The following is a 20,546-nucleotide window of genomic DNA, read 5'->3' on the forward strand; positions in this document are numbered from 1 at the left end:
GTGCGGGGTATTTGTCGGCTCGAAGGCCGTCGGCCGACAAATACCCCGCACTCAACGGGCTGTGTAGCGGGTGTGCAGCAGGTAGTCCTTTTCCGGGCCTGTGACGTGCCAGGTCAGTTCCCAGGACGACGCCGGTCGGGCCGGGAGCGCCACGCCACCCTCGTACAGGTCCCGACCGCACAGGTGCTCGACGGCGCCCGCCGTCCACGGGTGGAAGTCCCGGCCGTCCTCGAAGGTGACGCGCCAGCCCGTCCCGGGCCCTGCGGCCGGCTTGTCCCCGCCGGAGCTGCCCGAGCCGTCCCGGACCAGGAACAGCGTGCGCGACACCGGCGTGCTGCCCCCGGCCCAGCGCAGGGTGCCGTGCTCCGCCCAGCGCACGCGGCCGTCCTCCTCCGGGGAGAAGACGGCCTCGCCGTCCGCGGTGTACGCGGCGCCGTCGGCGTGCTCGATCTCCCGCCGGAAGTCCCAGGTGCCGACGAGCCGGAGCGGATCCACGCCCACGACCCTAACCGCTGCGCCCGCACGGAAAGGGGGCGTCCGCGAGGCGACCGATGGGCGAGGATGTTCCCCATGACCTCGACCCATGAGACCACCGCGCCCGCGGAGCTGGACCCGGCCAACCCGTTCGCCGCCCCGTCCACGCTGCCGTACGGCCTGCCCGACTTCGCCGCGATCCGCGAGGAGCACTACGAGCCGGCGATCCTGGCCGGCATGGCCGCCCACCGCGCCGAGGTCGAGGCGATCGCCACCAACCCGGAACCCGCCACGGTCGAGAACACGCTGGAGGCGCTGGAACGCGCCGGGCAGCTCCTGGGCCGCGCCGCGCGGGCGTACTACAACCAGCTCCCCTCGGACTCGACCCCCGGCCTGGAGGACGTCCAGGAGCGGCTCGCGCCCCAGTTCGCCGCCCACCAGGACGCGATCAACATGGACGCGCGCCTCCACGCGCGCGTGCGCACCCTGGCCGACGCCGCCGAAGCGGGCGACCTCGACCTGGAGCCCGACACCGCCTACCTGCTCGAGAAGCTCCTGACGCGGTTCCAGCGCTCCGGCATCGAGCTGTCGCCGCAGGACCAGGACACGCTGCGCGACCTCAACGCGCGCATCACGTCGCTCGAGGCGAGCTTCGGGCGCAAGCTCCTGGCCGGCGCCAACGAGGCGAGCGTGCTCGTGACGGACGAGGCCGACCTCGCCGGCCTGTCCGCCGACGCCCGGGCGGGCGCCCGGGCCGCCGCCGAGGCCCGCGGCCAGGACGGCTGGCTCCTGGAGATGCAGCTCTTCACGCACCAGAACGTGCTGGCCTCGCTGGAGAACCCGGCCACCCGCGAGCGCGTGCAGGCCGCCTCCATGGCCCGCGGCGCCACGGGCGGCGAGACCGACACCCGCGAGGTGCTGCTGGAGCTCGCCCGGCTGCGGGCCGAGCACGCGCAGCTCCTCGGCTACGAGCACCACGCGGCCTACATCGCCGCGGACGCGACCGCGGGCACCACGGCGGCGGTCAACGAGATGCTCGGGCGCCTCGCGCCCGCCGCCGTCGCCAACGCGCGGCGCGAGGCGGGCGAGCTCGCGAAGGTGAGCGGGGCGCCGTCGGGCAGCGACGGCGCGGACGGCGTGGCCGCCGCCGACTGGTCCTACCTCAACGAGGCCGTGCGCAAGGAGCGCTTCAACCTGGACGACGCCGCCCTGCGCCCCTACCTCGAGCTCGGGCGCGTGCTGCACGACGGCGTGTTCCAGGCGGCCGGCCTGCTGTTCGGGCTCTCCTTCACCGAGCGCGCCGACCTGCCGGGCTACCACCCGGACGTGCGGGTGTTCGAGGTGTTCGACTCGGTCGAGCCGGGGGAGCCGGACACGGGCCTGGGCCTGTTCCTCGCCGACCTCTACACGCGCGAGTCCAAGCGGGGCGGCGCCTGGATGGACAGCCTCGTCGTGCAGGGCGACCTGCTGGGCGGGAAGCCCGTGGTGGTCAACAACCTGAACATCGTCAAGCCGCCGGCGGGCGAGCCCACGCTGCTCGTGTGGGACGAGGTGACCACGCTGTTCCACGAGTTCGGGCACGCGCTGCACGGCCTGCTCAGCGACGTCCGCTACCCGTCGCAGTCCGGCACCTCCGTGCCGCGCGACTTCGTCGAGTACCCGTCGCAGGTCAACGAGATGTGGTCGTGGGAGCCGCGGATCCTGAAGTCGTTCGCCGTCCACCACACCACGGGCGAGCCGATGCCCGCCGAGTGGGTCGACACCATGCTCGCCTCCCGGGTCTGGGGCGAGGGCTTCTCGACCACCGAGTACCTCGCCGCCGCGCTGCTCGACCAGGCGTGGCACCAGCTCACGCCGGAGCAGGTGCCAACGTCGGTCGACGACGTGCTGCCCTTCGAGGCGGCGGCGCTCGCCGCGGCCGGCGTCGACTTCGCGTCCGTGCCGCCGCGGTACCGCAGCACCTACTTCAACCACATCTTCGGGGGTGGGTACTCGGCCGGGTACTACTCGTACATCTGGTCCGAGGTGCTCGACGCGGACACCGTGCAGTGGTACGCCGAGAACGGCGGGCTGACCCGGGAGAACGGCGAGGCGTTCCGGCGCAAGCTGCTCGCCCGCGGCGGCTCGCAGGACCCGCTGGCCTCGTTCGCGGACCTGCGGGGACGCGCCGCCGAGATCACGCCGCTGCTGGAGCGTCGCGGCCTGGTCTGAGGTGTGAGACACCGGGCCACGGTGGACCGGCCGCCTCGCGCGGCCGGTTACCGTGGCCCTGTGACTGAGACTGTTCCCACCGCCGCGCCCGTGCCCACCGCCGCCGACGAGGTCATCCGGATCTGCCAGGAGCTGATCCGGTTCGACACGTCGAACTACGGCGACAACGAGGGCCCGGGGGAGCGTGCCGCGGCCGAGTACGTCATGGAGCTGCTGCACGAGGTCGGCCTGGAGCCCGAGCTGTTCGAGTCCAGCCCGGGGCGGGCGTCCGTCGTCGTCCGGCTGGAGGGGCAGGACCGCAGCCGGCCCGCGCTGGTGCTGCACGGCCACCTCGACGTGGTGCCCGCCGCGAAGGACGACTGGAGCGTGGATCCCTTCGGCGCAGAGCTCACCGAGGGGCTCCTGTGGGGCCGCGGCGCCGTCGACATGAAGGACATGGACGCCATGATCCTGGCCGTCGTGCGGCAGATGGTGCGCGAGGGCCGCAAGCCCGCGCGCGACGTCGTGGTCGCGTTCTTCGCCGACGAGGAGGCGGGCGGCGTGTACGGCGCTCGGTGGGCCGTGGACCACCGCCCCGACCTGTTCGAGGGCGCCACCGAGGCGATCTCCGAGGTCGGCGGCTACTCGGTCGAGGTGGGCGGCAAGCGCGCCTACCTGCTGCAGACGGCGGAGAAGGGCATCGCCTGGCTGCGGCTGATCGCCGACGGCCGGGCCGGGCACGGCTCGCAGGTCAACGAGGAGAACGCGGTCACCGAGCTCGCCGCCGCCGTCGCGCGGATCGGGCAGCACGCCTGGCCCACCACGATCACCCCGACGGTCGACGCGCTGCTGCGCGGCGTCGGCGACCTGACCGGCCTGCCGGTGGACTACGAGGACCCGGCCACGATCGACGCGCTGGTCGCGGCGCTCGGCCCGGTGGCGAAGTTCGTGGGCGCCACGGTGCGCAACACGTCCAACCCGACCCAGCTCGCCTCCGGGTACAAGGCGAACGTGATCCCGGGCCGCGCCGAGGCGACCGTGGACGTGCGGCTCCTGCCGGGCCACGAGGAGGCCGGGATGGCGACGCTGCGCGAGCTGGCCGGGCCGAACGTCCGGATCGAGCCGATCCACCTGGACACGGCGCTGGAGGTGCCGTTCAGCGGGTCGCTGGTCGACGCGATGGTCGCCGCGATCGACGCCGAGGACCCGGGCGCGAAGGTGCTGCCGTACACGCTCTCGGGCGGCACGGACAACAAGTCGCTGCACCGCCTGGGCATCACCGGCTACGGCTTCGCGCCCCTGCAGCTCACGAACGACCTGGACTTCGCCGGCATGTTCCACGGCGTGGACGAGCGCGTGCCCACCGACGCCCTGAAGTTCGGCACGCGCGTGCTGGACCGCCTGCTCGCCACCTGCTGACGCGGCCGGGCGGGCGCCCGCCCGCGCCGACGCGCCCGCCCGCTCCGACGCGCGCGCACGTGTCAGACGTACAGGTCACGCGGGTGACCCGTACGTCCGACACGGGGGTCAGAGGGTCGAGGAGACCTTGATGATCTTGCGGCGGAGCCAGACCTTGCGTCTGCCGCCGATGTAGAGAAGGGTCCGGGCCAGTTCCCAACGGCCGTACTCGGCTTCGTCGGTGAGCACCTTGCGGGCGTCCGGCACCGAGGTGTCCGGCTCGAAGGTCACGACGCGGTACTCGTACTGACTGTTCTTGCGGAACACGGAGCCGTCTCTCGCCATCTGATGCACCGTCCTCGGGTCGCGGGTGAGGTCAGTTTATGCCGGTTTGATTGCAGACCGGTGACAGCAATGAATTTCGTCTGCCCATTGTGGCCCATGGGGCGCTACCTTCAAGGCATGACCGTTGAACCGCGTGCCGCGCTCGACCGCCTCGTAGCCGCACTCGAGGCCCACCACCACGCGGTCGCCACTCGCCGGAGTGACGACGACCCCGCTGTCGACGACGCCTACGACGTCCTTGCCGACGCCTACGAGGTGTACGAGGACTCCCTGGCCACGGTGTTCGGCGAGGTGACGCCGTTCTACCTGGCTGACGAGGTGGACGACGACGAGGACGAGGACGACGAGTCGGACGAGGACCTGGAGGACCTCGAGGATCTCGACTTCGACGACGACCTGGGCGAGGTCGAGGAGTCGGAGGACCAGCCCCAGCCTGCGCAGCAGCGCTGACCCGGCGCGGGCTCAGGCCCGGGCTCACGTCCGGGCGGGCGAACGGTCACCAGCGCTCCGGATAGCCGATCTCCGGGGCGGAGACGTCGTCGAGCGCGGCGTGCACCTCGTACGGCAGCTCGAGGGTCACGGCCGCCAGCGACGAACGGAGCTGGGTGGGCGTCCGCGCGCCCACGATCGCCGACGCGATGCCCTCGCGCTCCAGGAGCCAGGCGAGCGCCACCTCCCCGGCGGCGCGGCCCAGCCCCTCAGCCGCGGTCGCCACGGCCTCGACGACGGCGGACGCCGGCCCCTCCAGGTACGACTGGACGAAGCCCGCCAGCGCCCCGGCGGCCCGGGAGTCGGCGGGGATGGCGCGCCGGTACTTGCCGGTGAGCACGCCGCGCCCGAGGGGCGACCAGGCGAGCAGCCCGGCACCCAGGGCGTCGGCGGCCGGGACGACGTCGCGCTCCACGCCGCGCTGCAGCAGCGAGTACTCGAGCTCGACGGCGGCCAGGCCGACGTCGGGCTCCAGGAGCGTCGCCACGCGGGCCGTCGCCCAGCCGGGGTGGTTGCTCAGGCCCACGTACCGGGCCCGCCCGCTGGTCACCGCGATCCGCAGCGCGTTGCAGGTCTCCTCCAGCGACGTGTTGGGGTCGGGGCAGGCCACGAGGAACAGGTCCACGTGGTCGGTGCCCATCCGCACCAGCGACTCGTCGAGGCTGTCGAGCAGGGCGCCGCGGGAGGCGTCCACGACGCGGCCCGGGCCGCCGCCCGGGCGCGTCTCCGACCGAATGCCCGCCTTGGTGGCCAGCACCAGCTCGCTGCGCGCGACCTTGCCGGACAGGAGCGTGCCGATCACGCGCTCGGAGTCGCCGTCGGCGTAGCTGGCCGCGGTGTCCACGAGGGTGCCGCCGGCGTCGAGGAAGTCCCGTACCTGCTCGGCCGCGTCGATCTCGTCGGTGTCGCGGCCCCATGTCATGGTGCCGAGCCCGAGCTCCGAGACCCGCAGGCCCGACCTGCCCACCCGGCGTCGTTCCATGTGCGGCAGGCTACCCGCGGCTGACGCGGGTGCGTCAGGAGGCGCGCCGTGGGGTAGTGTCACGGCCCGTGACTGCGTGGGAAGCCATCCTTCTGGGCCTCGTCCAGGGCCTGACCGAGTTCCTCCCGATCTCGTCGTCGGCGCACCTGCGGATCGTCGGCGAGCTGATCGGGTCGAGCGACCCTGGCGCGGCCTTCACGGCCATCACGCAGATCGGCACCGAGGCCGCGGTGATCATCTACTACCGCAAGAAGATCGGCGTCATCCTCGTCGCCTGGTTCAAGGCCCTGACGGGCGCCTACGGCAGGGGCTGGCGCGCCCGCGCGGGCCTGGGTCCGCGCCCCGGCTCCGTCGACGTGCGGCACGGCCGCCCCGGCGTGATCGCCAACCCGGACGCCGCGATGGGCTGGTACATCATCTTCGGCTCGGTCCCCATCGTGGTGCTGGGCCTGCTGTTCCAGGACTACATCGAGACGACGCTGCGCAACCTGTGGATCACCGTCTTCACCCTGGCGTTCTTCGCGATCCTGCTGCTCCTGGCGGACATCTTCGGCCGCCGCGAGCGCGAGCTGGCGTCACTGACCGGCCGCAGCGCCATCGGCTTCGGGTTCGCCCAGGCCCTCGCGCTGGTGCCGGGCGTGTCCCGCTCGGGCGGCACCATCACGGCCGGCCTGGCCATGGGCTTCACCCGCAAGGCCGCGGCGGACTACTCGTTCCTGCTGGCGATCCCGGCCGTGCTCGGCTCGGGCTTCTACCAGCTCGTCAAGACGCTCGGCGAGCCGCTGCCGGCCGGGTCGCCCGGCTGGGGCGCCATCCTGCTGGCGACGGTCGTCGCGTTCGGCGTGGGCTACGCGGTGATCATCGGGTTCCTCAAGATCATCGGCAACTACTCCTACAAGCCGTTCGTGTACTACCGGCTCGTGCTCGCCGCCGTGGTCGTGTACCTGCTGATGTCGGGCACGATCGACGCGCAGGGCGGCGTCGCGTAGAACACACGCACCGGGGCCCTGACATGGTCCGGGAGTGTCACAGCCTGCGGTTATCGTTGGTCGCGTGCACGCCTGGCCCACACCCCAAGTCCCGCTGCTCCCCGGCTCTCCCGCGCCCGCCCCGGTGCGGGTCCACGACTCGTCGACGGGTGAGCTCGTGGAGGCGGCGCCGGGCCCGCAGGCGCGGCTGTACGCGTGCGGCATCACGCCGTACGACGCCACCCACATCGGGCACGCGAACACCTACGTGACCTTCGACCTGCTGGTGCGTGCCTGGCGCGACGCCGGCAAGGACGTCACCTACGCGTCGAACGTGACCGACGTCGACGACCCGCTGCTGGAGCGCGCCGAGGCGACCGGCATGGACTGGCGCGAGCTCGCGGCCTCGCAGATCGCGCTGTTCCGCGAGGACATGACGGCGCTGGGCGTGATCCCGCCCGCGACGTGGACGGGCGCCGTGGAGTCGGCCCCGGACGTCGCCCGCGCCGTGGCGACCATGCTGGAGTCGGGCGCCGCGTACCGCGTGTCGCTGGAGCCGGGCGCCGGCGGGTCCACGCCGGAGCTGGGCGACGTCTACGCGGACCTCACCGCCGACCCGCGCTTCGGCGCGGTCGCGCACCTCGACCGCGAGCAGGCGCTGGCCACGTTCGCGGAGCGCGGCGGGGACCCGGACCGGGAGGGCAAGAAGGACCCGCTGGACCCGCTGCTGTGGCGGCGTGAGCGCGCGGGCGAGCCCGCGTGGGACGGCGGTCCGCTCGGCACCGGCCGCCCGGGCTGGCACATCGAGTGCGCGGTGATCGCGCGCGACGGGCTCGACGTGGCGGCGGGGGAGCGGTTCGACGTGCAGGGCGGCGGCTCGGACCTGCTGTTCCCGCACCACGAGATGTCGACGTCGCACCTGCGTGTGCTGTGTCCGGCCACCGGCGGCGGCGAGCCGGCCGGTGCCCGCACGCACGTCCACGCCGGCCTGGTTGCCTACCAGGGCGAGAAGATGAGCAAGTCGCTGGGCAACCTGGTGCTGGTCTCCCGGCTGCGGGACGAGGGGCACGACCCGATGGCGATCCGCCTCGCGCTCCTGGCCCACCACTACCGCACCGAGTGGGAGTGGGACGAGACGTCGCTGCCGGCGGGCGAGGCGCGGCTCGTCCGGTGGCGCGACGCGGTCTCAGGCAACGGCGGTCCGTCGGCCGACTCGACCCTGTCCGCGGTCCGCGCGGCCCTGGCGGACGACCTCGACGCACCCGCCGCGCTGGCCGCCGTCGACGCGTGGGCTGAGCGTTCCCTGGACCCGTCGCGGGGCACCTCCGCCGACGAGGAGGGCGCCCCCGGGATCATCGCCCGGACGGTAAACGCCCTGCTGGGAGTGCGTCTTTGACCCCTCGGGCACCCGATTCCGGGCCGGTTGCGACGAGGTAGGCCAGAACCGCGCCAGGCGCCCGACAGGTTAGTTTTGGCCCCTGCTTCCGTTTGCATTTAACCCGGGGCAGGATGGGGAGCATGACGGAGTACGAGGAAGACTTCACGGGTGAGACCCGGGTCACCGTCACGACGGCGCCCAGGTGCAGCACGCGATACCGAGTGGTACGTAACGGACCGGGATACGCACCGGTCTACGACCGCGTCGAGGACGCCGCACGGTGTCTCGAGACATGGGTGGGCTTCCACGGGCCGGACGCAGGTGTGCGGATCGAGCCCATCTCCAGCCGCGCGTGATCGTCACGCCGGACAACACGTCAGAGGCCTGAACCCCGCGGGGGCTCAGGCCTCTGTGCTTCTTACGTGACTGCTTCTTACCTGACTGTGCTTGTTACGTGACCCCGGCTCAGAGCCGTTCGGGCCCGCTGTCCTTGCCGCCGCCGTCGCGCCGGCGCAGGTAGCGCTCGAACTCGCGCGCGATGGCGTCGCCGGACGCCTCGGGGAGCTCGGCGGTGTCCTTGGCCTCCTCGAGCTGGGCCACGTACTCGGAGATCTCCGAGTCCTCCGACGCCAGCTCGTCCACGCCGTGCTGCCAGGCCGCGGCGTCGTCGGGCAGCTCGCCCATCGGGACCGTCTCGCCCAGGATCTCCTCCACGCGCGTGAGGATCGCGAGCGTCGCCTTGGGCGACGGCGGGTTGGCCACGTAGTGCGGCACGGCCGCCCACAGGCTGACGGACTGCAGGTTGCGCTCCGCGGCCTCGTGCTGCAGCACCCCGACGATCCCCGTGGGGCCCTGGTAGGTGTTGGCCTCGATGTCCAGCACGGACTGCAGGCCCACGCTGTCCGAGGTGGCGGTCATCGGGATGGGCCGGGTGTGCGGGACGTCCGCCAGGAGCGCGCCGAGCGTGATCACGGTGCGGACCCCCAGCTCGTCCGCCACGCGCAGCAGCTCCTCGCAGTACTTGCGCCAGCGCATCGACGGCTCGACGCCGTGCACCAGCACGACCTTGCGCTCGCCCACCTGCGCCACCGAGATCGTGGTCGTGGGCCAGGTGATGGAGCGTTTCCCGTCGTCGTCCAGCGAGATGTACGGGCGGTTGACCTGGAAGTCGTGGAACTCCTCGGGGTCGAGCTCGGTCACCTTCTCGGCGCCCCACACCTCGGCCAGGTGCGTGAGCGCCGTCGTGGCGGCGCTCCCCGCGTCGTTCCAACCTTCGAAGGCAGCGAGGAGCACGGTCTGGCGAGGCGAGGCCTGCTCCGGCTGCTCGTGATGCGCGTCGGTCATCCCCCCACCCTAGGGTGTGCGGCGCCCGACGTGACCAGGGGCACGGCCGCGTTCGCGGACGGGCGAATCCGCTGCGTGGCGGCGTGTCGGCGCCGGGGCCGCCCGCTCAGAAGACCGGCACGCCGGCCCGCAGCGCGCCGCGGACCTGCACCTCGACGCCGCGCCACTCGCCGGACCACAGCGTGTAGCCGGGGTTCATCATCCGCTGGTCGATGGCGTGCTCCAGGCCCAGCGCTCGCGCGATGCTCTCGCCGTCGTCCAGGTGCCAGGGCTGCAGGCACACGCGCTCGGGCGTGACCGTCAGGACCTCGATCCAGTCCGCGCGGACATGCCGCAGCAGGTCGATGACATCGCCAAGACGTTCTGTGACCGACTGCGAGGCAATGGGGTTCACGAGGCTCTCCGGGACACGGGTCGGACAGGTGGACTAGCTGATACCACTGTGCGCCGGGCACATGGGACGTGCCATCGGCAGCGCCCGGGACGTTTCGGTGATAGATACGTCCCTGAGGGGGTGAGATGACACGTGAGAAACCAACGACTGGTCGCGGCGATGAGCCAAGCCGGACTGAGCCAGGTCCGGCTCGCGGCCGCCGTCGGCGTCGACCCGAAGACCGTGGAACGCTGGGTGGCTCAGGGGCGCACGCCCCACCCGCGCCATCGCGTCGCGGTCTCCGAGGCGCTGGGCTGTGACGTCGCGGCGCTGTGGGGCGACGTCGACCGGGCGGAGGCCGCCGCGCAGGAGATCGTCGGCGTCTATCCGGCGCGGCGCGCCGTGCCGTCCGGGACCTGGCGGGCCTTCCTCGCCGGCGTGGAGCAGCGCTTCGAGCTGCACGCGTTCGCGGCGACGTTCCTGCCGGACCAGACCCTGGACCTGACCACCGAGATCGTCACCATGGCGGCGCGGGGCGTGCAGGTGCGCCTGCTGCTGGGCGACCCGGAGGGCAGCGCCGTCACCGTGCGCACCGCGGAGGAGGGCGGCACGGGCCTCGCCGGGCGCATCGCCCTGGTGCTGGCCTACCTGGCCCCCGCGCTCGGCACGCCGGGCGTCGAGGTGCGGCTGCACGACAGCACGCTGTACGCCACGACCTTCCGGTTCGACGACGACCTGCTGGTCAACACGCACGTGTGGGGCTCGCCCGCGGGCGCGAACCCGCTGCTGCACCTCAAGGACGGTCCCGAGGCGTCGATGGCGCCCGCCTACCAGGCGGGCTTCGAGCGGGTCTGGAACGCCGCGACGCCGTTGACGGTCTGGCCGCGGACGGAGGACCCGGACGAGGTGTCGTGATGACGCGGCTCGACTACTTCGACGACCCGGCCGCGCCGGCGGTGAACTCGGTGGTGCCCTCGGTCACGGTGGCCGTGCGCGACGACGGCGGGCGCCTGCTGCTCATCCACCGCACCGACAACGACCTCTGGGCGCTGCCGGGCGGCGGCATCGACCCCGGGGAGACCGTGCGGCAGGCCGGCGTCCGGGAGACCGAGGAGGAGACCGGCTACCGCGTGCGGATCACGGGCCTGGTGGGCATCTACACCGACCCGCGGCACGTGATCGTCTACTCGGACGGCGAGGTCCGCGCGCAGTTCTCCATCTGCATGCGCGCCACGGTCACCGGCGGCGCCGTCCGGACCTCGCAGGAGTCCAGCGAGGTGGTGTGGCAGCCGGTGGACCGGCTCGGCGAGCTGGAGATCCACCCGTCGATGCGGCTGCGCATCGACCACGCGGTGGACCTGTCGCGCGCCGAGCCGTTCCTGACCTGAACGGTTCGCCGGGCGGTCCCGCCCGGCCGTCCTGCTCGGGCCGGGCCGCTCGGGCCGGGCCTCAGCCGCGCCGGAGGCGCTCGTCGACGGCGGACACGAGCCGCCGCAGCTGCGGCTCCGCGCGGTGGATGCTGCGCGACACGAGGTGGCCCGGGGCGTAGCGGTCGTAGATGCAGGTCAGCCGCTCGTCCACGCTGACGGGCCGGCCCTGGGCCGAGGTGGTCATGTCGCAGTAGGTGAGCAGGTCCAGCAGGTCGCTGTCCGTCGGCACCGGGAACTCGCCCCGCAGGTGCGCGTCGAGGTGGCGCTCGCCGGCCTCGACCAGGGCCGACGTGTGGTGCGCGACGAGGCTCGTCAGCTCGTCCGGCGCGCCCAGGCGGCGCAGGTAGCGGGCGCCGTCGAGCTGGTGCAGCCCGGTGTCGCGGGCCGCGGCCGCGTAGCCGATGTCGTGCAGGTACGCCGCGGACACCAGCAGGTCGGACCGGCCCAGCACGCGGGCGACGTGCTCGGCCCGCCGGCCGACCCCGAGCGAGTGGGCCAGCCGGTCGGTGCTGGGCTCGAAGACCTCGGCCAGCAGTGCGCGCGCACCCGCGGGACCGAGGTCCCGCGGGGTGGTTCCGTGCATCGGTTCACCGTAGGCCGGGGGGCCGTGGACGGCGCGGCGTGCGGCACGCCGCCCGGTGAAGAGGGCGGTCAGCGAAGGCGTGCTGGTCTGCATCATGGCTCCCCCTGCGTCGTCGTCAGAGCTGCTTGCCCCAGAGCTGCGTACCTCAGCGCTCCGGGCGACCCTTCGTGATCCACTCGCGCACCAGCGCCGTCGCGCGCCGGTGCCCGGCCAGCGCGTCCTCGCGCGTGGCGTGCATCTCGGCGTACTGCTCCGTGCAGTCGAGGCGCTCGTCCTCGGAGAGCACGCCGTCCGGGTCGAGCCGTTCGACGAAGACCATCGTCTCGTAGATGAGCGGGGTGTGGTCGTCGTCGTCCTCGAGGGGTGCGGCGGTGTCGATCCCCGTCCACACGGTGGACACGTGGTAGATCCCGAGGTGGTCGCGGGCGATGTGCGCGGCCCCGGCGCCGAGCCGCAGCACCGACCACTGGTCCTGGGTGATCGGGTGACCGTCGAGGTCGTAGTACATCCGCTGCGAGAGCCGCTCGAAGAAATCGGGTCCGAACACGGTCTGTCTTCCCTTCGGTCGCTGCCGGGACTCGGCGGCCGAAACCGTCGATCGAGGGCCAGCATCGCGCAGGACGACGCGACGCGCGCGGCGGGGGCGTGGTGGGTGCTCGGTGGGTGCTTGGTGGGTGCGCCCAGGGGGCCGCCCGCTTCCCGGTGGTTCGCGCGATCGGGGCGTTCTCCCAGCGCACGGGCCTGGAACTTCGCTATCGTCGCCAACCGTGACCAGGGGGCGGCAGGGGGACGGGACGCGCGGGAGCCTGGAGCACCTGACGGGTGTCGTGCGGGAGCTGACCGGGCGCGACGGCGCGCCGGGACGCCGCAGGGCCGGCCTGGACGGCTGGCGCGTCCAGGACTGGCACGCCGCGCTCCTGGACGTCCCGCTCGACGAGCGGGCGTACGCGGACCGGTTCCAGGTCACCCGCGAGCGGGAGATCGAGCTGCTGTGGGACTGGTGGACCGAACGGGCCGACGCCGCCGTGCCCGGCGGGCCCGGCGGGACGAGCGGCGCCAGCGGGGTGGAGCCGCGCACCGCCGGCTACCTCGGGTACTACCTGCTCACGCTCGTCGCCATGCACAGCTCGGACCGGATGCGGTTCCACGGCGACGCCCCGTGGGACGTCGTGGTCGCCGGACGTCCCGCGGCCGACGTCAGCGGCGCGCTCGTGGGAGACCCCGACGTGCGGCGCGCCCTCGCCGCGCTCCACGACCCGGGCCGGGCGGACGGGACCGGCGCGGGCTCAGGCTCCGGGCCGGCGGACGCCGCGTCCGCAGGGACGCTGTCGGAGTGGGCGGCGCTCGACCTCACGAGCCTGGAGTTCTACCGGCCCGGCACGACGTCGATCATCCTCACCGGACGACTCGCGCAGCCGTCCCGGGGGCGGACGGCGGCCTTCGTGCTCAAGTGCGTCATCCACCCGTACCTGACCATCCCGACGATCGTGGCGGGGACCCGTGGGTACCTGGCCGAGCACGGCCGCCCGGACGCCGACGAGCCGTCCCCGGCGGTGCCCGTCTGGGCGAGCCACGACAGCTGGATCCTCATGGACCTGGTGCGCGGCCGGACGATGGGGGAGTACCTGGCCCGCCGCGCCGCCGGGCAGGCGCCGCCCACGCGGGAGATCCTGCGGCCGGTCGACACCCCGGCGCTGCGCGAGCTGGGCGGCGCCCTGCTGAGCGCGCTCGCGGACCTCGAGCGCGACGGGCGGCGGCACGACGACCTGACGCCGTCCAACATCATCGTCCAGGACGAACAGCCCGGGCGGATCCGGCTGCGGTTCGTCGACCTCGGCGTCAACCACCTCCACGCCCGGTCGATCACGGGCCAGGGGCAGGGCGAAGGGGTGTTCGCCGCGCCCGAGGTGCGCCGCGACGGCGTCGGGCACCCGCTGGCCGACCTGTACTCCCTGGGCGCGCTGCTCGTCGCGATCGCCGGGATACCGCACAACCCCGACGGCACGGTGCCCGACCAGTTCTACGTCGCGTCGGTCGGCCTGGCCCGGCTCCTGGAGGACTTGACCGACGCCGACCCGCGCCGCCGCCTGCTGGTCACGCCGGTCGATCCGGGGGCCCCGAGGTTCGAGCAGATCGGCCGGGTGTTCGGCGACGAGGTGGCGATCCTGGAGCAGGACGGCCGGGAGCGGCCGCGCAACGCGTGGCAGCAGCTGCGCGACCTCTCTCCGGGGGCCGGGACGGTGGCCCGCCAGCGCCGCATGCTGCAGGTGCGCACCGGCCAGGTCCGGGACGCGACGGGCGCGGCGCACCTGCGGCAGGCCCGCCGCCTCCAGCGCTGGGCGTTGCTCTTCGCCGTGCTGGTGTGGTCCGCCACCGCGCTCGTCGTGACGTGGTGGTCCCGCGACCTCGGGCTGTCCTGGCAGGCCAAGTGGTTCGAGATGGCCGACGAGGTGTTCGGCCGGTCGGGGGCCGGCCTGGTCTTCCTCGACGACGTCCGCGCCGCCGACTATCCGATCCCGGACCCGTGGGGCAACCTGCCGGTGCGCCTGGTGACGCTGACGTTCGCGCTGGTCAGCGCCCGTCTGTACCTCAACGTCTTCGCGGAGCTGAGCACGGTCTGGGCCCTGCCCGCGGGCCGTGGGGCGCGGCTGCGCGCGGTGACGGCGGAGGTCGGCCTGCGCTCGCTGGCGGTGCTGCCGGTGGTCTACGTGGTGCTGCCGACGCTGGTGCAGCGGGACTGGTGGCCGCTGGGCACCCTCGTCGGTCACGTCACCTTCGCCGTCGTGGTCCAGGCCTGCCTGTGGTTCGCGTGGGACACGAACGCGCGCGCCCGCGCGGCGGGCCTGAGCTCCGTGCCTCGGGGCGAGATCGCGACGCTCGGCCGGCTCGCGGCCTGGCAGCCCACCGTCGCCGTCTACCTGCTGCCGATCATCGGAATCGGCACGCTGCTGTCCCTGGGTCTGGTGCAGGACGAGCTCGTCTATGCGTCGTTCGTCAGCCTCATCAACCTGGGCATCTTCTACCCGAAGAGCGCCGGTACTGACGCGCCGTACATCCGCGCCGGGATGAACCGGGCGGCCCTGGCCGCCGAACGGCTGGAGCACCTGCGGCGCACGCGCGAGTGACAGCGAGCGACAACGGCTGACCGGAATGGGGTGATATGACCGTTAGTTCCGTCGCGGATCACACCCGTCAGCGCGCGGAACGCCCCACGCCCGGGTGACGATGAACTAATGCTCAACCTGCGAAATCACCGGGTCCTGCTCTCCGCCGTCGGTGCGCTCGTCGTCGCCGGCGCCGGCAGCGGCATCGCCTGGTCCCAGGCCGAGCGCACCAGCGAGCCCGCTGACGTGCTGCTCGACGCCGTGGAGCACAGCGAGTCCACGATGCGTGACTACATCGACGAGGTCAGCGGACGGTTCGACGAGATCGAGGCCACGTCCGACGTCGACAAGAAGGAGGAGCTCGCCGCGGCGCTCATGACCGACGTGCCCGACCTCGCCGAGGAGGCCCGGTCCGGCGTCCTGTCCGCCAAGGAGGACGCCCAGGCGGTGCCGCTGTCCGACGGCGGCAGGCTCGACGCGGCCCGGGACGCCTACGTGGCGCACATGGACGCCTGGATCGCGGAGTACGAGCGGGCGATCGTCACCCCGGCGAGCGTCGTCGAGATCGAGCCGCGCGTGAACCGCACGTTCGACAAGGCCGTCGCCGCGTTCGACAAGACCGACCTCGACGCCGGCCAGGAGGAGCGGGCCGAGGAGCTGCTCGCGGACTGACCGTCCCGGCCCGGGCTCGCAGGCCCGGGCTCGCCGGGTCGGTCGCGCCGGCTCAGTCGCGCCAGCTCATCGGGGACTGCGTGAGTGCGGCGTCCGCCACCCGCTTCGCGGCGTCGGTGACCAGCGCCGCGTAGGACGAGTCGATCCACTCCTGCACGCCGTCCTGGCCTCCGTGCCGGTACTCCACGGCCTGGACGAGGCACTCCAGCTTGTCCGCGTCGCGGGCGCAGCGGGCCTCCGGCGTCTCCTGCACCTCGAACTCGGTGACCGCGCCGAGCACGGTCGCCGCGGCGGCGTCCGGCAGCGGGGCGACCTGGTCCCGGGTGACCGCGACGTTGTCCGGCTTGGTGAGGTACGGCCGGGCCGTGTGCGGCAGGTCGGTGATGCGCGTCTCCTGGGAGTCGTGCCACAGCGCCAGGTAGGCGGCCCGCGCCGGGTCGGCGCCCTCCTCGGCCGCCAGCAGGGCGGCGAGCTGCGCGACGCGCAGGCTGTGCTCGGCCACGGACTCCGGGTCGCGGACCCCGACCTGCCACCAGCCTGAGCGGCGCAGGCGCTTGAGCACGCCCATCTCGAAGGTGAAGGCGGCGATGCCGGAGGCGGCGGTGTGCGTCATGGCGCTATCGTCCGGCATCCGGTGCTTCGCGGCCGACCCGGGCCCGCCCGCCACCCGCCTGGGCGTTCCTCGCCCGTTACCGGCCGTTCCATCTCGGCACCTAGCATGTGTCGGTGCCCCGCGAATCGTCTGCCCTGCCCGCCGCCGTCCTGTTCGACATGGACGGCACCCTCGTCGACTCCGAGGCCTACTGGATGCGCGCCGAGCACGAGATCGTCGTCGCGCACGGGGCCACGTGGACGCACGAGGACGCGCTCGGCGCCGTCGGCCAGGCGCTGCTCACCACGGGCGGCATGCTCCACGACGCCGGTGTCCCGCTGGAGCCGGCCGAGATCGTGGCCTGGCTCGTGGCCCGCGTCAACGAGCAGCTGCGCGAGGCCGTGCCGTGGCGCGCGGGCGTCCTGGAGCTGCTGGAGGACCTGCGCGCCGCCGACGTGCCGTGCGCCATCGTGACCATGTCCTACCGCAGCCAGGCCCAGGTCGTGGCCGACGGCGCCCCCGCGGGCACCTTCGCCCACCTGGTCACCGGCGACGAGGTGACGCACGGCAAGCCGCACCCCGAGCCGTACCTGGTGGCCGCCGGCCTGTTCGGCGTGCGGGCCGAGGACTGCGTGGCGATCGAGGACTCCGGCCCCGGCATCACCTCCGCGCTCGCGTCGGGTGCCCGCACCCTCGGCGTGCCGGCCGAGGTGCCGGTGCCGCCACGTCCGGGGCTGAGCCGGGCCGCGTCCCTCAAGCAGGTCGACCTCGACCTGCTCGGCCGGATCGCGGCGGGCGAGGTCGTCGACCTGCTCGGCGCCGGGGACCTGCCCGGCTGAGCGGGCCCCACCCGGGCTCAGCTGGGCTCACCCGAGCTGAACCGGGCAGGCCCTGGCCGACCCGGCGGGCCGTGCGTCAGCCCGTGATGCCGAGCCGCAGCGCGACGGCGCCCTCCGGAATCTCCGGCGGCGTGCCCCCGAACTCGGGGCACATCGCCTGGTGGGCGCACCAGCCGCACAGCTTGGACCGGCGGGGCTTCCACTCGCCCGTGCGGGCGGACTCCTCGATGCCGGACCAGATCGCGCGGATCTTCTGCTCCGTGTGCTCCAGGTGCTCGGTCGTCGGCTCGCCGCGCAGCACCTGGCCGTCACCCAGGTACACGAGCTGCAGCATCTTGGGCAGCACCCCGCGCTCGCGCCACAGCACCAGCCCGTAGAAGCGCATCTGGAACACCGCCGACGTCTCGTAGCCGGGCCGCGGCGACTTCCCCGTCTTGTAGTCGACCACCCGCAGCGCGCCGTCGGGCGCCACGTCGAGCCGGTCCACGATGCCGCGGAGCAGCGGCCCGCCGTCGAGCTGCGACTCCACCAGGAGCTCCCGCTCGGCCGGCTCCAGCCGGTTCGGGTTCTCCAGCGTGAAGTACGTGCCCAGCAGCGAGCCCGCCCCGGCGAGCCAGCCGGCACGGTCCTGGCCGTCCGGGCCGACCCCGTCGGTGAACAGCGTCGTGTACCGGTCGTCGGCCTCCAGCAGCCGGTCCCACTCGCCGGGCAGCAGGTCGTGCGCCGCGGCCAGCGTCCGCTCGCCCAGCGGGGCGTCGTACAGCCGCTCCAGCACCGCGTGCACGAGCGTGCCGCGCGCGGCGGCGGCCGACGGCGGCTCCGGGAGCCGGTCCACCGTGCGGAACCGGAACAGCAGCGGGCACTGCATGAAGTCGTTGGCGCGCGACGGGGACAGGGCCGGCGGTCGCGAGGGCGCGCGCACGGCCGGCGCGGCGTCGGCCACCTCCGTCGCCGCGTCCTGCTCCAGCCCCTGGGTCAGCTCCGTCGTCGTCATGGCCCCAACCCTAGGGGCGGGCACTGACATCCCCCGGTAGTTGTCCACAGCGTGCCGTCACCCGCGTGCCGGGCGGCCGGTTAGGTTTGACCAGTGACCACCTCGGAGCCCGCCTCCACGCCCGCACCCGACCCGCAGCGCTCGAAGGGGATCGTGATCGGCCGCGTCGCCGGCGCGCCCGTGATCATCACGCGCTCCTGGTTCCTCGCGGCCCTCGTCCTGACCATCCTGTTCGTGCCGAACGTGCAGCTGCGTGCGCCGCACCTCGGGGCGGGCGCCTACCTCGTCGCGTTCGTGTTCGTGCTGCTCCTGTTCGGCTCGGTGTTCCTGCACGAGGCCGCGCACGCGCTGGTCGCCCGGGCGCGCGGCCAGAACGTGACCGAGCTGGCGATCACCATCTGGGGCGGCCACACCGCGTACACCGGCGGCCTCGGCAAGCCGCTCGACGGCTTCCTCGTCGCCGTCGTGGGGCCCCTGACCAACCTGGTCCTCGCCGCCGGCTTCTGGGTCGCCTTCCAGGCGTCGTCGGTGCAGGACGTGCCCACGCTCCTGCTGTTCGCGGGCGCGGTCTCCAACGCCTTCGTCGGCGTGTTCAACCTGCTCCCGGGCCTGCCCCTGGACGGCGGCCAGATCCTCGAGTCGCTGGTCTGGGCCGTCACGGGCAAGCGCTCGACGGGCACCATCGCGGCCGGCTGGGTGGGGCGCGTCGTCGCCGTCGGCGTGCTGCTCTGGGCCCTGGTGGTGCCGTTCGCGCAGGGCACCACGCCCAACCTCACCACCGTGCTCTGGTCGGCTCTCATCGGCGCGTTCCTCTGGGCGGGCGCCGGGGCGGCGATCACCAACGGCCGCCGGCGCGAGGCCGTCGCGGCGCTGTCCGCGAGCCGGCTCGCGGTCCCCGCGCTCTCGGTCTCGCTCGGCTCCACGCTCGCCGAGGCGCTGTCCGCCCGGACGGCGGCGGCCGCCGCAGGCGTCCCCGGGGCGGAGTCGTACCGCCTGGTCGTCGTGGGGCACGGCGGCCTCCCGGTCGCGGTGCTCGACGACGACGCCGTCGCCGCGGTGCCGGCCGCCGCCCGGTCCGTGACCCAGGTGGACGCCGTGGCGGTCCCGTTCGTCCAGGGCAGCGCCGTGCACCCCGCGACGTCGGGGACGGACCTGCTCAACCACCTGGCCACGCGGTCGGGCGGCGCCCGGCTGGTCCCGGTGGTCGACGGGGACCGGGTCACGGGCGTGCTCGACCTCGCCGACGTCGCCCGGGCAGTCCGGGGCACCTAGACTGGTCGGTCGTGACCACACCCACCGATGCCCCGACCGCCACCGGCGCCGAGCTGCGCCGCGGCCCGTTCCGCGTGGGCGACAAGGTCCAGCTGACCGACCCCAAGGGCCGCCTGCACACCATCACCCTGCAGCCGGGCGGCACCTTCCACACGCACAGGGGCTACTTCAAGCACGAGCAGATCATCGGGCAGCCGGAGGGCTCGGTGGTCGTGAACACGGCCGAGGTCGAGTACCTCGCGCTGCGCCCGCTGCTGGCCGACTACGTGCTGTCGATGCCGCGCGGTGCCGCCGTCGTCTACCCGAAGGACGCCGGGCAGATCATCGCCATGGCCGACATCTACCCGGGCGCCCGGGTGGTCGAGGCCGGCGTCGGGTCCGGCGCGCTGACGATGTCCCTGCTGCGCGCCGTCGGCGACGCCGGGAACGTGCACTCGATCGAGCGGCGCGAGGACTTCGCCGCGATCGCGCAGGGCAACGTCGAGACCTTCTTCGGCGGCCCGCACCCCGCGTGGAACCTGTCCGTGGGCGACCTCGCCGACGTGCTGCCCGAGGTGGCCGAGCCCGGCACCGTGGACCGCGTGGTCCTGGACATGCTCGCGCCGTGGGAGAACGTCGACGCCGTCGCGACCGCGCTCGCGCCCGGCGGCGTCCTTGTCTGCTATGTGGCCACGACGACCCAGCTTTCGCGCACAGCAGAAGATCTCCGTTCCGACGGCCGGTTCGGCGAGCCGGCAGCCTTCGAGACCATGGTCCGGGGGTGGCACCTCGAGGGCCTCGCGGTCCGACCCGAGCACCGGATGATCGGGCACACCGGCTTCCTCATCACGGCCCGCCGGCTGGCCGACGGCGTGGTCGCGCCCCTGCGGAAACGGCGTCCTGCCAAGGGTGCGTACCCCGTGACGGCCGAGGCCGAGTGGTCGCCCGAGGAGCTGGGGGAGCGGGCCATATCGGACAAGAAGGTCCGAAAGGTTCGACGTGACCTGGGAGTTGCGCCCGAGACGGGGAACACCCCGTCTGCGTGAACGGCCTGTAACGATCGGGTACCCCGGACGTCTCAAACGGGTGTTCTTACTCCCGGTGTGTCAGTGACTGTGCTTAGAGTGCTGTTCTCGGAGG

22 protein-coding genes are annotated in these 20,546 nt (G+C 73.3%); 13 read left to right on the forward strand and 9 right to left on the reverse strand.

Annotation, left to right across the window (positions count from 1 at the left end; genetic code table 11):
* Nucleotides 1–51 precede the first annotated feature (51 nt).
* Nucleotides 52–495: a DUF6314 family protein gene (locus tag ACFWEJ_RS09780; RefSeq protein ID WP_377229011.1), complete on the reverse strand. Its 444-nt coding sequence runs from the start codon at nt 493–495 to the stop codon at nt 52–54.
* A 75-nt stretch (nt 496–570) separates the two neighbouring features.
* Between ACFWEJ_RS09780 and ACFWEJ_RS09785 the strand changes: the two genes are divergently transcribed.
* Together ACFWEJ_RS09785 and ACFWEJ_RS09790 are read left to right on the forward strand one after the other, a co-directional pair.
* Nucleotides 571–2,685, forward strand: a complete 2,115-nt coding sequence (locus ACFWEJ_RS09785; protein WP_377229012.1) for a M3 family metallopeptidase — start codon at nt 571–573, stop codon at nt 2,683–2,685.
* Between the two features lie 60 nt (nt 2,686–2,745).
* The gene (locus ACFWEJ_RS09790; protein WP_377229013.1) at nt 2,746–4,083 is read left to right on the forward strand and encodes a M20/M25/M40 family metallo-hydrolase; all 1,338 of its coding nucleotides are present in this window, start codon (nt 2,746–2,748) and stop codon (nt 4,081–4,083) included.
* A gap of 108 nt (nt 4,084–4,191) precedes the next feature.
* Here ACFWEJ_RS09790 and ACFWEJ_RS09795 read toward each other — a convergent pair whose 3' ends face one another.
* Nucleotides 4,192–4,407 (reverse strand): DUF5703 family protein, encoded by a 216-nt coding sequence (locus ACFWEJ_RS09795; protein WP_377229014.1) that lies wholly within the window; start codon nt 4,405–4,407, stop codon nt 4,192–4,194.
* 117 nt (nt 4,408–4,524) lie between these two features.
* Between ACFWEJ_RS09795 and ACFWEJ_RS09800 the strand changes: the two genes are divergently transcribed.
* Nucleotides 4,525–4,857 carry a primosomal protein gene (locus tag ACFWEJ_RS09800; RefSeq protein WP_377229015.1) on the forward strand — a complete coding sequence of 111 codons (333 nt, stop codon included), beginning with the start codon at nt 4,525–4,527 and terminating at the stop codon, nt 4,855–4,857.
* Nucleotides 4,858–4,903: 46 nt separating this feature from the next.
* On the opposite strand, the gene ACFWEJ_RS09805 is transcribed toward ACFWEJ_RS09800, so the two are convergent.
* Complete coding sequence (locus ACFWEJ_RS09805; RefSeq protein WP_377229016.1) at nt 4,904–5,878, reverse strand: aldo/keto reductase; 975 nt, start codon at nt 5,876–5,878, stop codon at nt 4,904–4,906.
* A gap of 68 nt (nt 5,879–5,946) precedes the next feature.
* Between ACFWEJ_RS09805 and ACFWEJ_RS09810 the strand changes: the two genes are divergently transcribed.
* From ACFWEJ_RS09810 to ACFWEJ_RS09820, 3 genes are all read left to right on the forward strand, one after another.
* On the forward strand, nt 5,947–6,867 hold the full coding sequence (locus tag ACFWEJ_RS09810; RefSeq protein ID WP_377229017.1) for an undecaprenyl-diphosphate phosphatase: 921 nt from the start codon (nt 5,947–5,949) through the stop codon (nt 6,865–6,867).
* A 64-nt stretch (nt 6,868–6,931) separates the two neighbouring features.
* Nucleotides 6,932–8,242: a cysteine--1-D-myo-inosityl 2-amino-2-deoxy-alpha-D-glucopyranoside ligase gene (gene mshC, locus ACFWEJ_RS09815; RefSeq protein ID WP_377229018.1), complete on the forward strand. Its 1,311-nt coding sequence runs from the start codon at nt 6,932–6,934 to the stop codon at nt 8,240–8,242.
* 122 nt (nt 8,243–8,364) lie between these two features.
* Nucleotides 8,365–8,580 carry a hypothetical protein gene (locus ACFWEJ_RS09820; protein WP_377229019.1) on the forward strand — a complete coding sequence of 72 codons (216 nt, stop codon included), beginning with the start codon at nt 8,365–8,367 and terminating at the stop codon, nt 8,578–8,580.
* Nucleotides 8,581–8,689: 109 nt separating this feature from the next.
* Here the strand turns inward: ACFWEJ_RS09820 and ACFWEJ_RS09825 are convergent, their stop codons facing one another.
* Together ACFWEJ_RS09825 and ACFWEJ_RS09830 are read right to left on the reverse strand one after the other, a co-directional pair.
* Nucleotides 8,690–9,568 (reverse strand): PAC2 family protein, encoded by an 879-nt coding sequence (locus tag ACFWEJ_RS09825; protein WP_020014713.1) that lies wholly within the window; start codon nt 9,566–9,568, stop codon nt 8,690–8,692.
* Nucleotides 9,569–9,674: 106 nt separating this feature from the next.
* Nucleotides 9,675–9,962 carry a hypothetical protein gene (locus ACFWEJ_RS09830; protein ID WP_377229020.1) on the reverse strand — a complete coding sequence of 96 codons (288 nt, stop codon included), beginning with the start codon at nt 9,960–9,962 and terminating at the stop codon, nt 9,675–9,677.
* Between the two features lie 159 nt (nt 9,963–10,121).
* Between ACFWEJ_RS09830 and ACFWEJ_RS09835 the strand changes: the two genes are divergently transcribed.
* On the forward strand, nt 10,122–10,856 hold the full coding sequence (locus ACFWEJ_RS09835) for a helix-turn-helix domain-containing protein (RefSeq protein WP_377229021.1): 735 nt from the start codon (nt 10,122–10,124) through the stop codon (nt 10,854–10,856).
* Nucleotides 10,856–11,329, forward strand: coding sequence for an NUDIX hydrolase (locus tag ACFWEJ_RS09840; protein ID WP_377229022.1), 474 nt, complete (start codon nt 10,856–10,858; stop codon nt 11,327–11,329). The genes ACFWEJ_RS09835 and ACFWEJ_RS09840 overlap by 1 nt, the downstream gene beginning before the upstream one ends.
* Before the next feature lie 61 nt (nt 11,330–11,390).
* Here ACFWEJ_RS09840 and ACFWEJ_RS09845 read toward each other — a convergent pair whose 3' ends face one another.
* Nucleotides 11,391–11,954 (reverse strand): HD domain-containing protein, encoded by a 564-nt coding sequence (locus ACFWEJ_RS09845; RefSeq protein ID WP_377229023.1) that lies wholly within the window; start codon nt 11,952–11,954, stop codon nt 11,391–11,393.
* Between the two features lie 145 nt (nt 11,955–12,099).
* Nucleotides 12,100–12,501, reverse strand: coding sequence for a hypothetical protein (locus ACFWEJ_RS09850; protein ID WP_377229024.1), 402 nt, complete (start codon nt 12,499–12,501; stop codon nt 12,100–12,102).
* 220 nt (nt 12,502–12,721) lie between these two features.
* Here ACFWEJ_RS09850 and ACFWEJ_RS09855 point away from each other — a divergent pair, with 220 nt between their 5' ends.
* Nucleotides 12,722–15,079, forward strand: a complete 2,358-nt coding sequence (locus tag ACFWEJ_RS09855) for a hypothetical protein (RefSeq protein ID WP_377229025.1) — start codon at nt 12,722–12,724, stop codon at nt 15,077–15,079.
* Between the two features lie 108 nt (nt 15,080–15,187).
* Nucleotides 15,188–15,730, forward strand: a complete 543-nt coding sequence (locus ACFWEJ_RS09860; protein ID WP_377229026.1) for a hypothetical protein — start codon at nt 15,188–15,190, stop codon at nt 15,728–15,730.
* A gap of 52 nt (nt 15,731–15,782) precedes the next feature.
* Here the strand turns inward: ACFWEJ_RS09860 and ACFWEJ_RS09865 are convergent, their stop codons facing one another.
* Nucleotides 15,783–16,343 carry an HD family hydrolase gene (locus ACFWEJ_RS09865; RefSeq protein ID WP_377229027.1) on the reverse strand — a complete coding sequence of 187 codons (561 nt, stop codon included), beginning with the start codon at nt 16,341–16,343 and terminating at the stop codon, nt 15,783–15,785.
* A 113-nt stretch (nt 16,344–16,456) separates the two neighbouring features.
* On the opposite strand from ACFWEJ_RS09865, the gene ACFWEJ_RS09870 reads away from it, so the two are divergent.
* A complete protein-coding gene (locus ACFWEJ_RS09870; protein WP_377229028.1) occupies nt 16,457–17,161 on the forward strand; it encodes an HAD family hydrolase in 705 nt (234 codons plus the stop codon).
* A gap of 76 nt (nt 17,162–17,237) precedes the next feature.
* Here the strand turns inward: ACFWEJ_RS09870 and ACFWEJ_RS09875 are convergent, their stop codons facing one another.
* Nucleotides 17,238–18,155 carry a RecB family exonuclease gene (locus tag ACFWEJ_RS09875; protein ID WP_377229029.1) on the reverse strand — a complete coding sequence of 306 codons (918 nt, stop codon included), beginning with the start codon at nt 18,153–18,155 and terminating at the stop codon, nt 17,238–17,240.
* A 93-nt stretch (nt 18,156–18,248) separates the two neighbouring features.
* On the opposite strand from ACFWEJ_RS09875, the gene ACFWEJ_RS09880 reads away from it, so the two are divergent.
* Nucleotides 18,249–19,427 carry a site-2 protease family protein gene (locus tag ACFWEJ_RS09880; RefSeq protein ID WP_377229030.1) on the forward strand — a complete coding sequence of 393 codons (1,179 nt, stop codon included), beginning with the start codon at nt 18,249–18,251 and terminating at the stop codon, nt 19,425–19,427.
* A gap of 11 nt (nt 19,428–19,438) precedes the next feature.
* Nucleotides 19,439–20,452 carry a tRNA (adenine-N1)-methyltransferase gene (locus tag ACFWEJ_RS09885; RefSeq protein WP_377229031.1) on the forward strand — a complete coding sequence of 338 codons (1,014 nt, stop codon included), beginning with the start codon at nt 19,439–19,441 and terminating at the stop codon, nt 20,450–20,452.
* Nucleotides 20,453–20,546: the final 94 nt, after the last annotated feature.

This window comes from Promicromonospora sp. NPDC060204 (genome assembly GCF_042728455.1).
GTDB lineage: Bacteria > Actinomycetota > Actinomycetes > Actinomycetales > Cellulomonadaceae > Promicromonospora.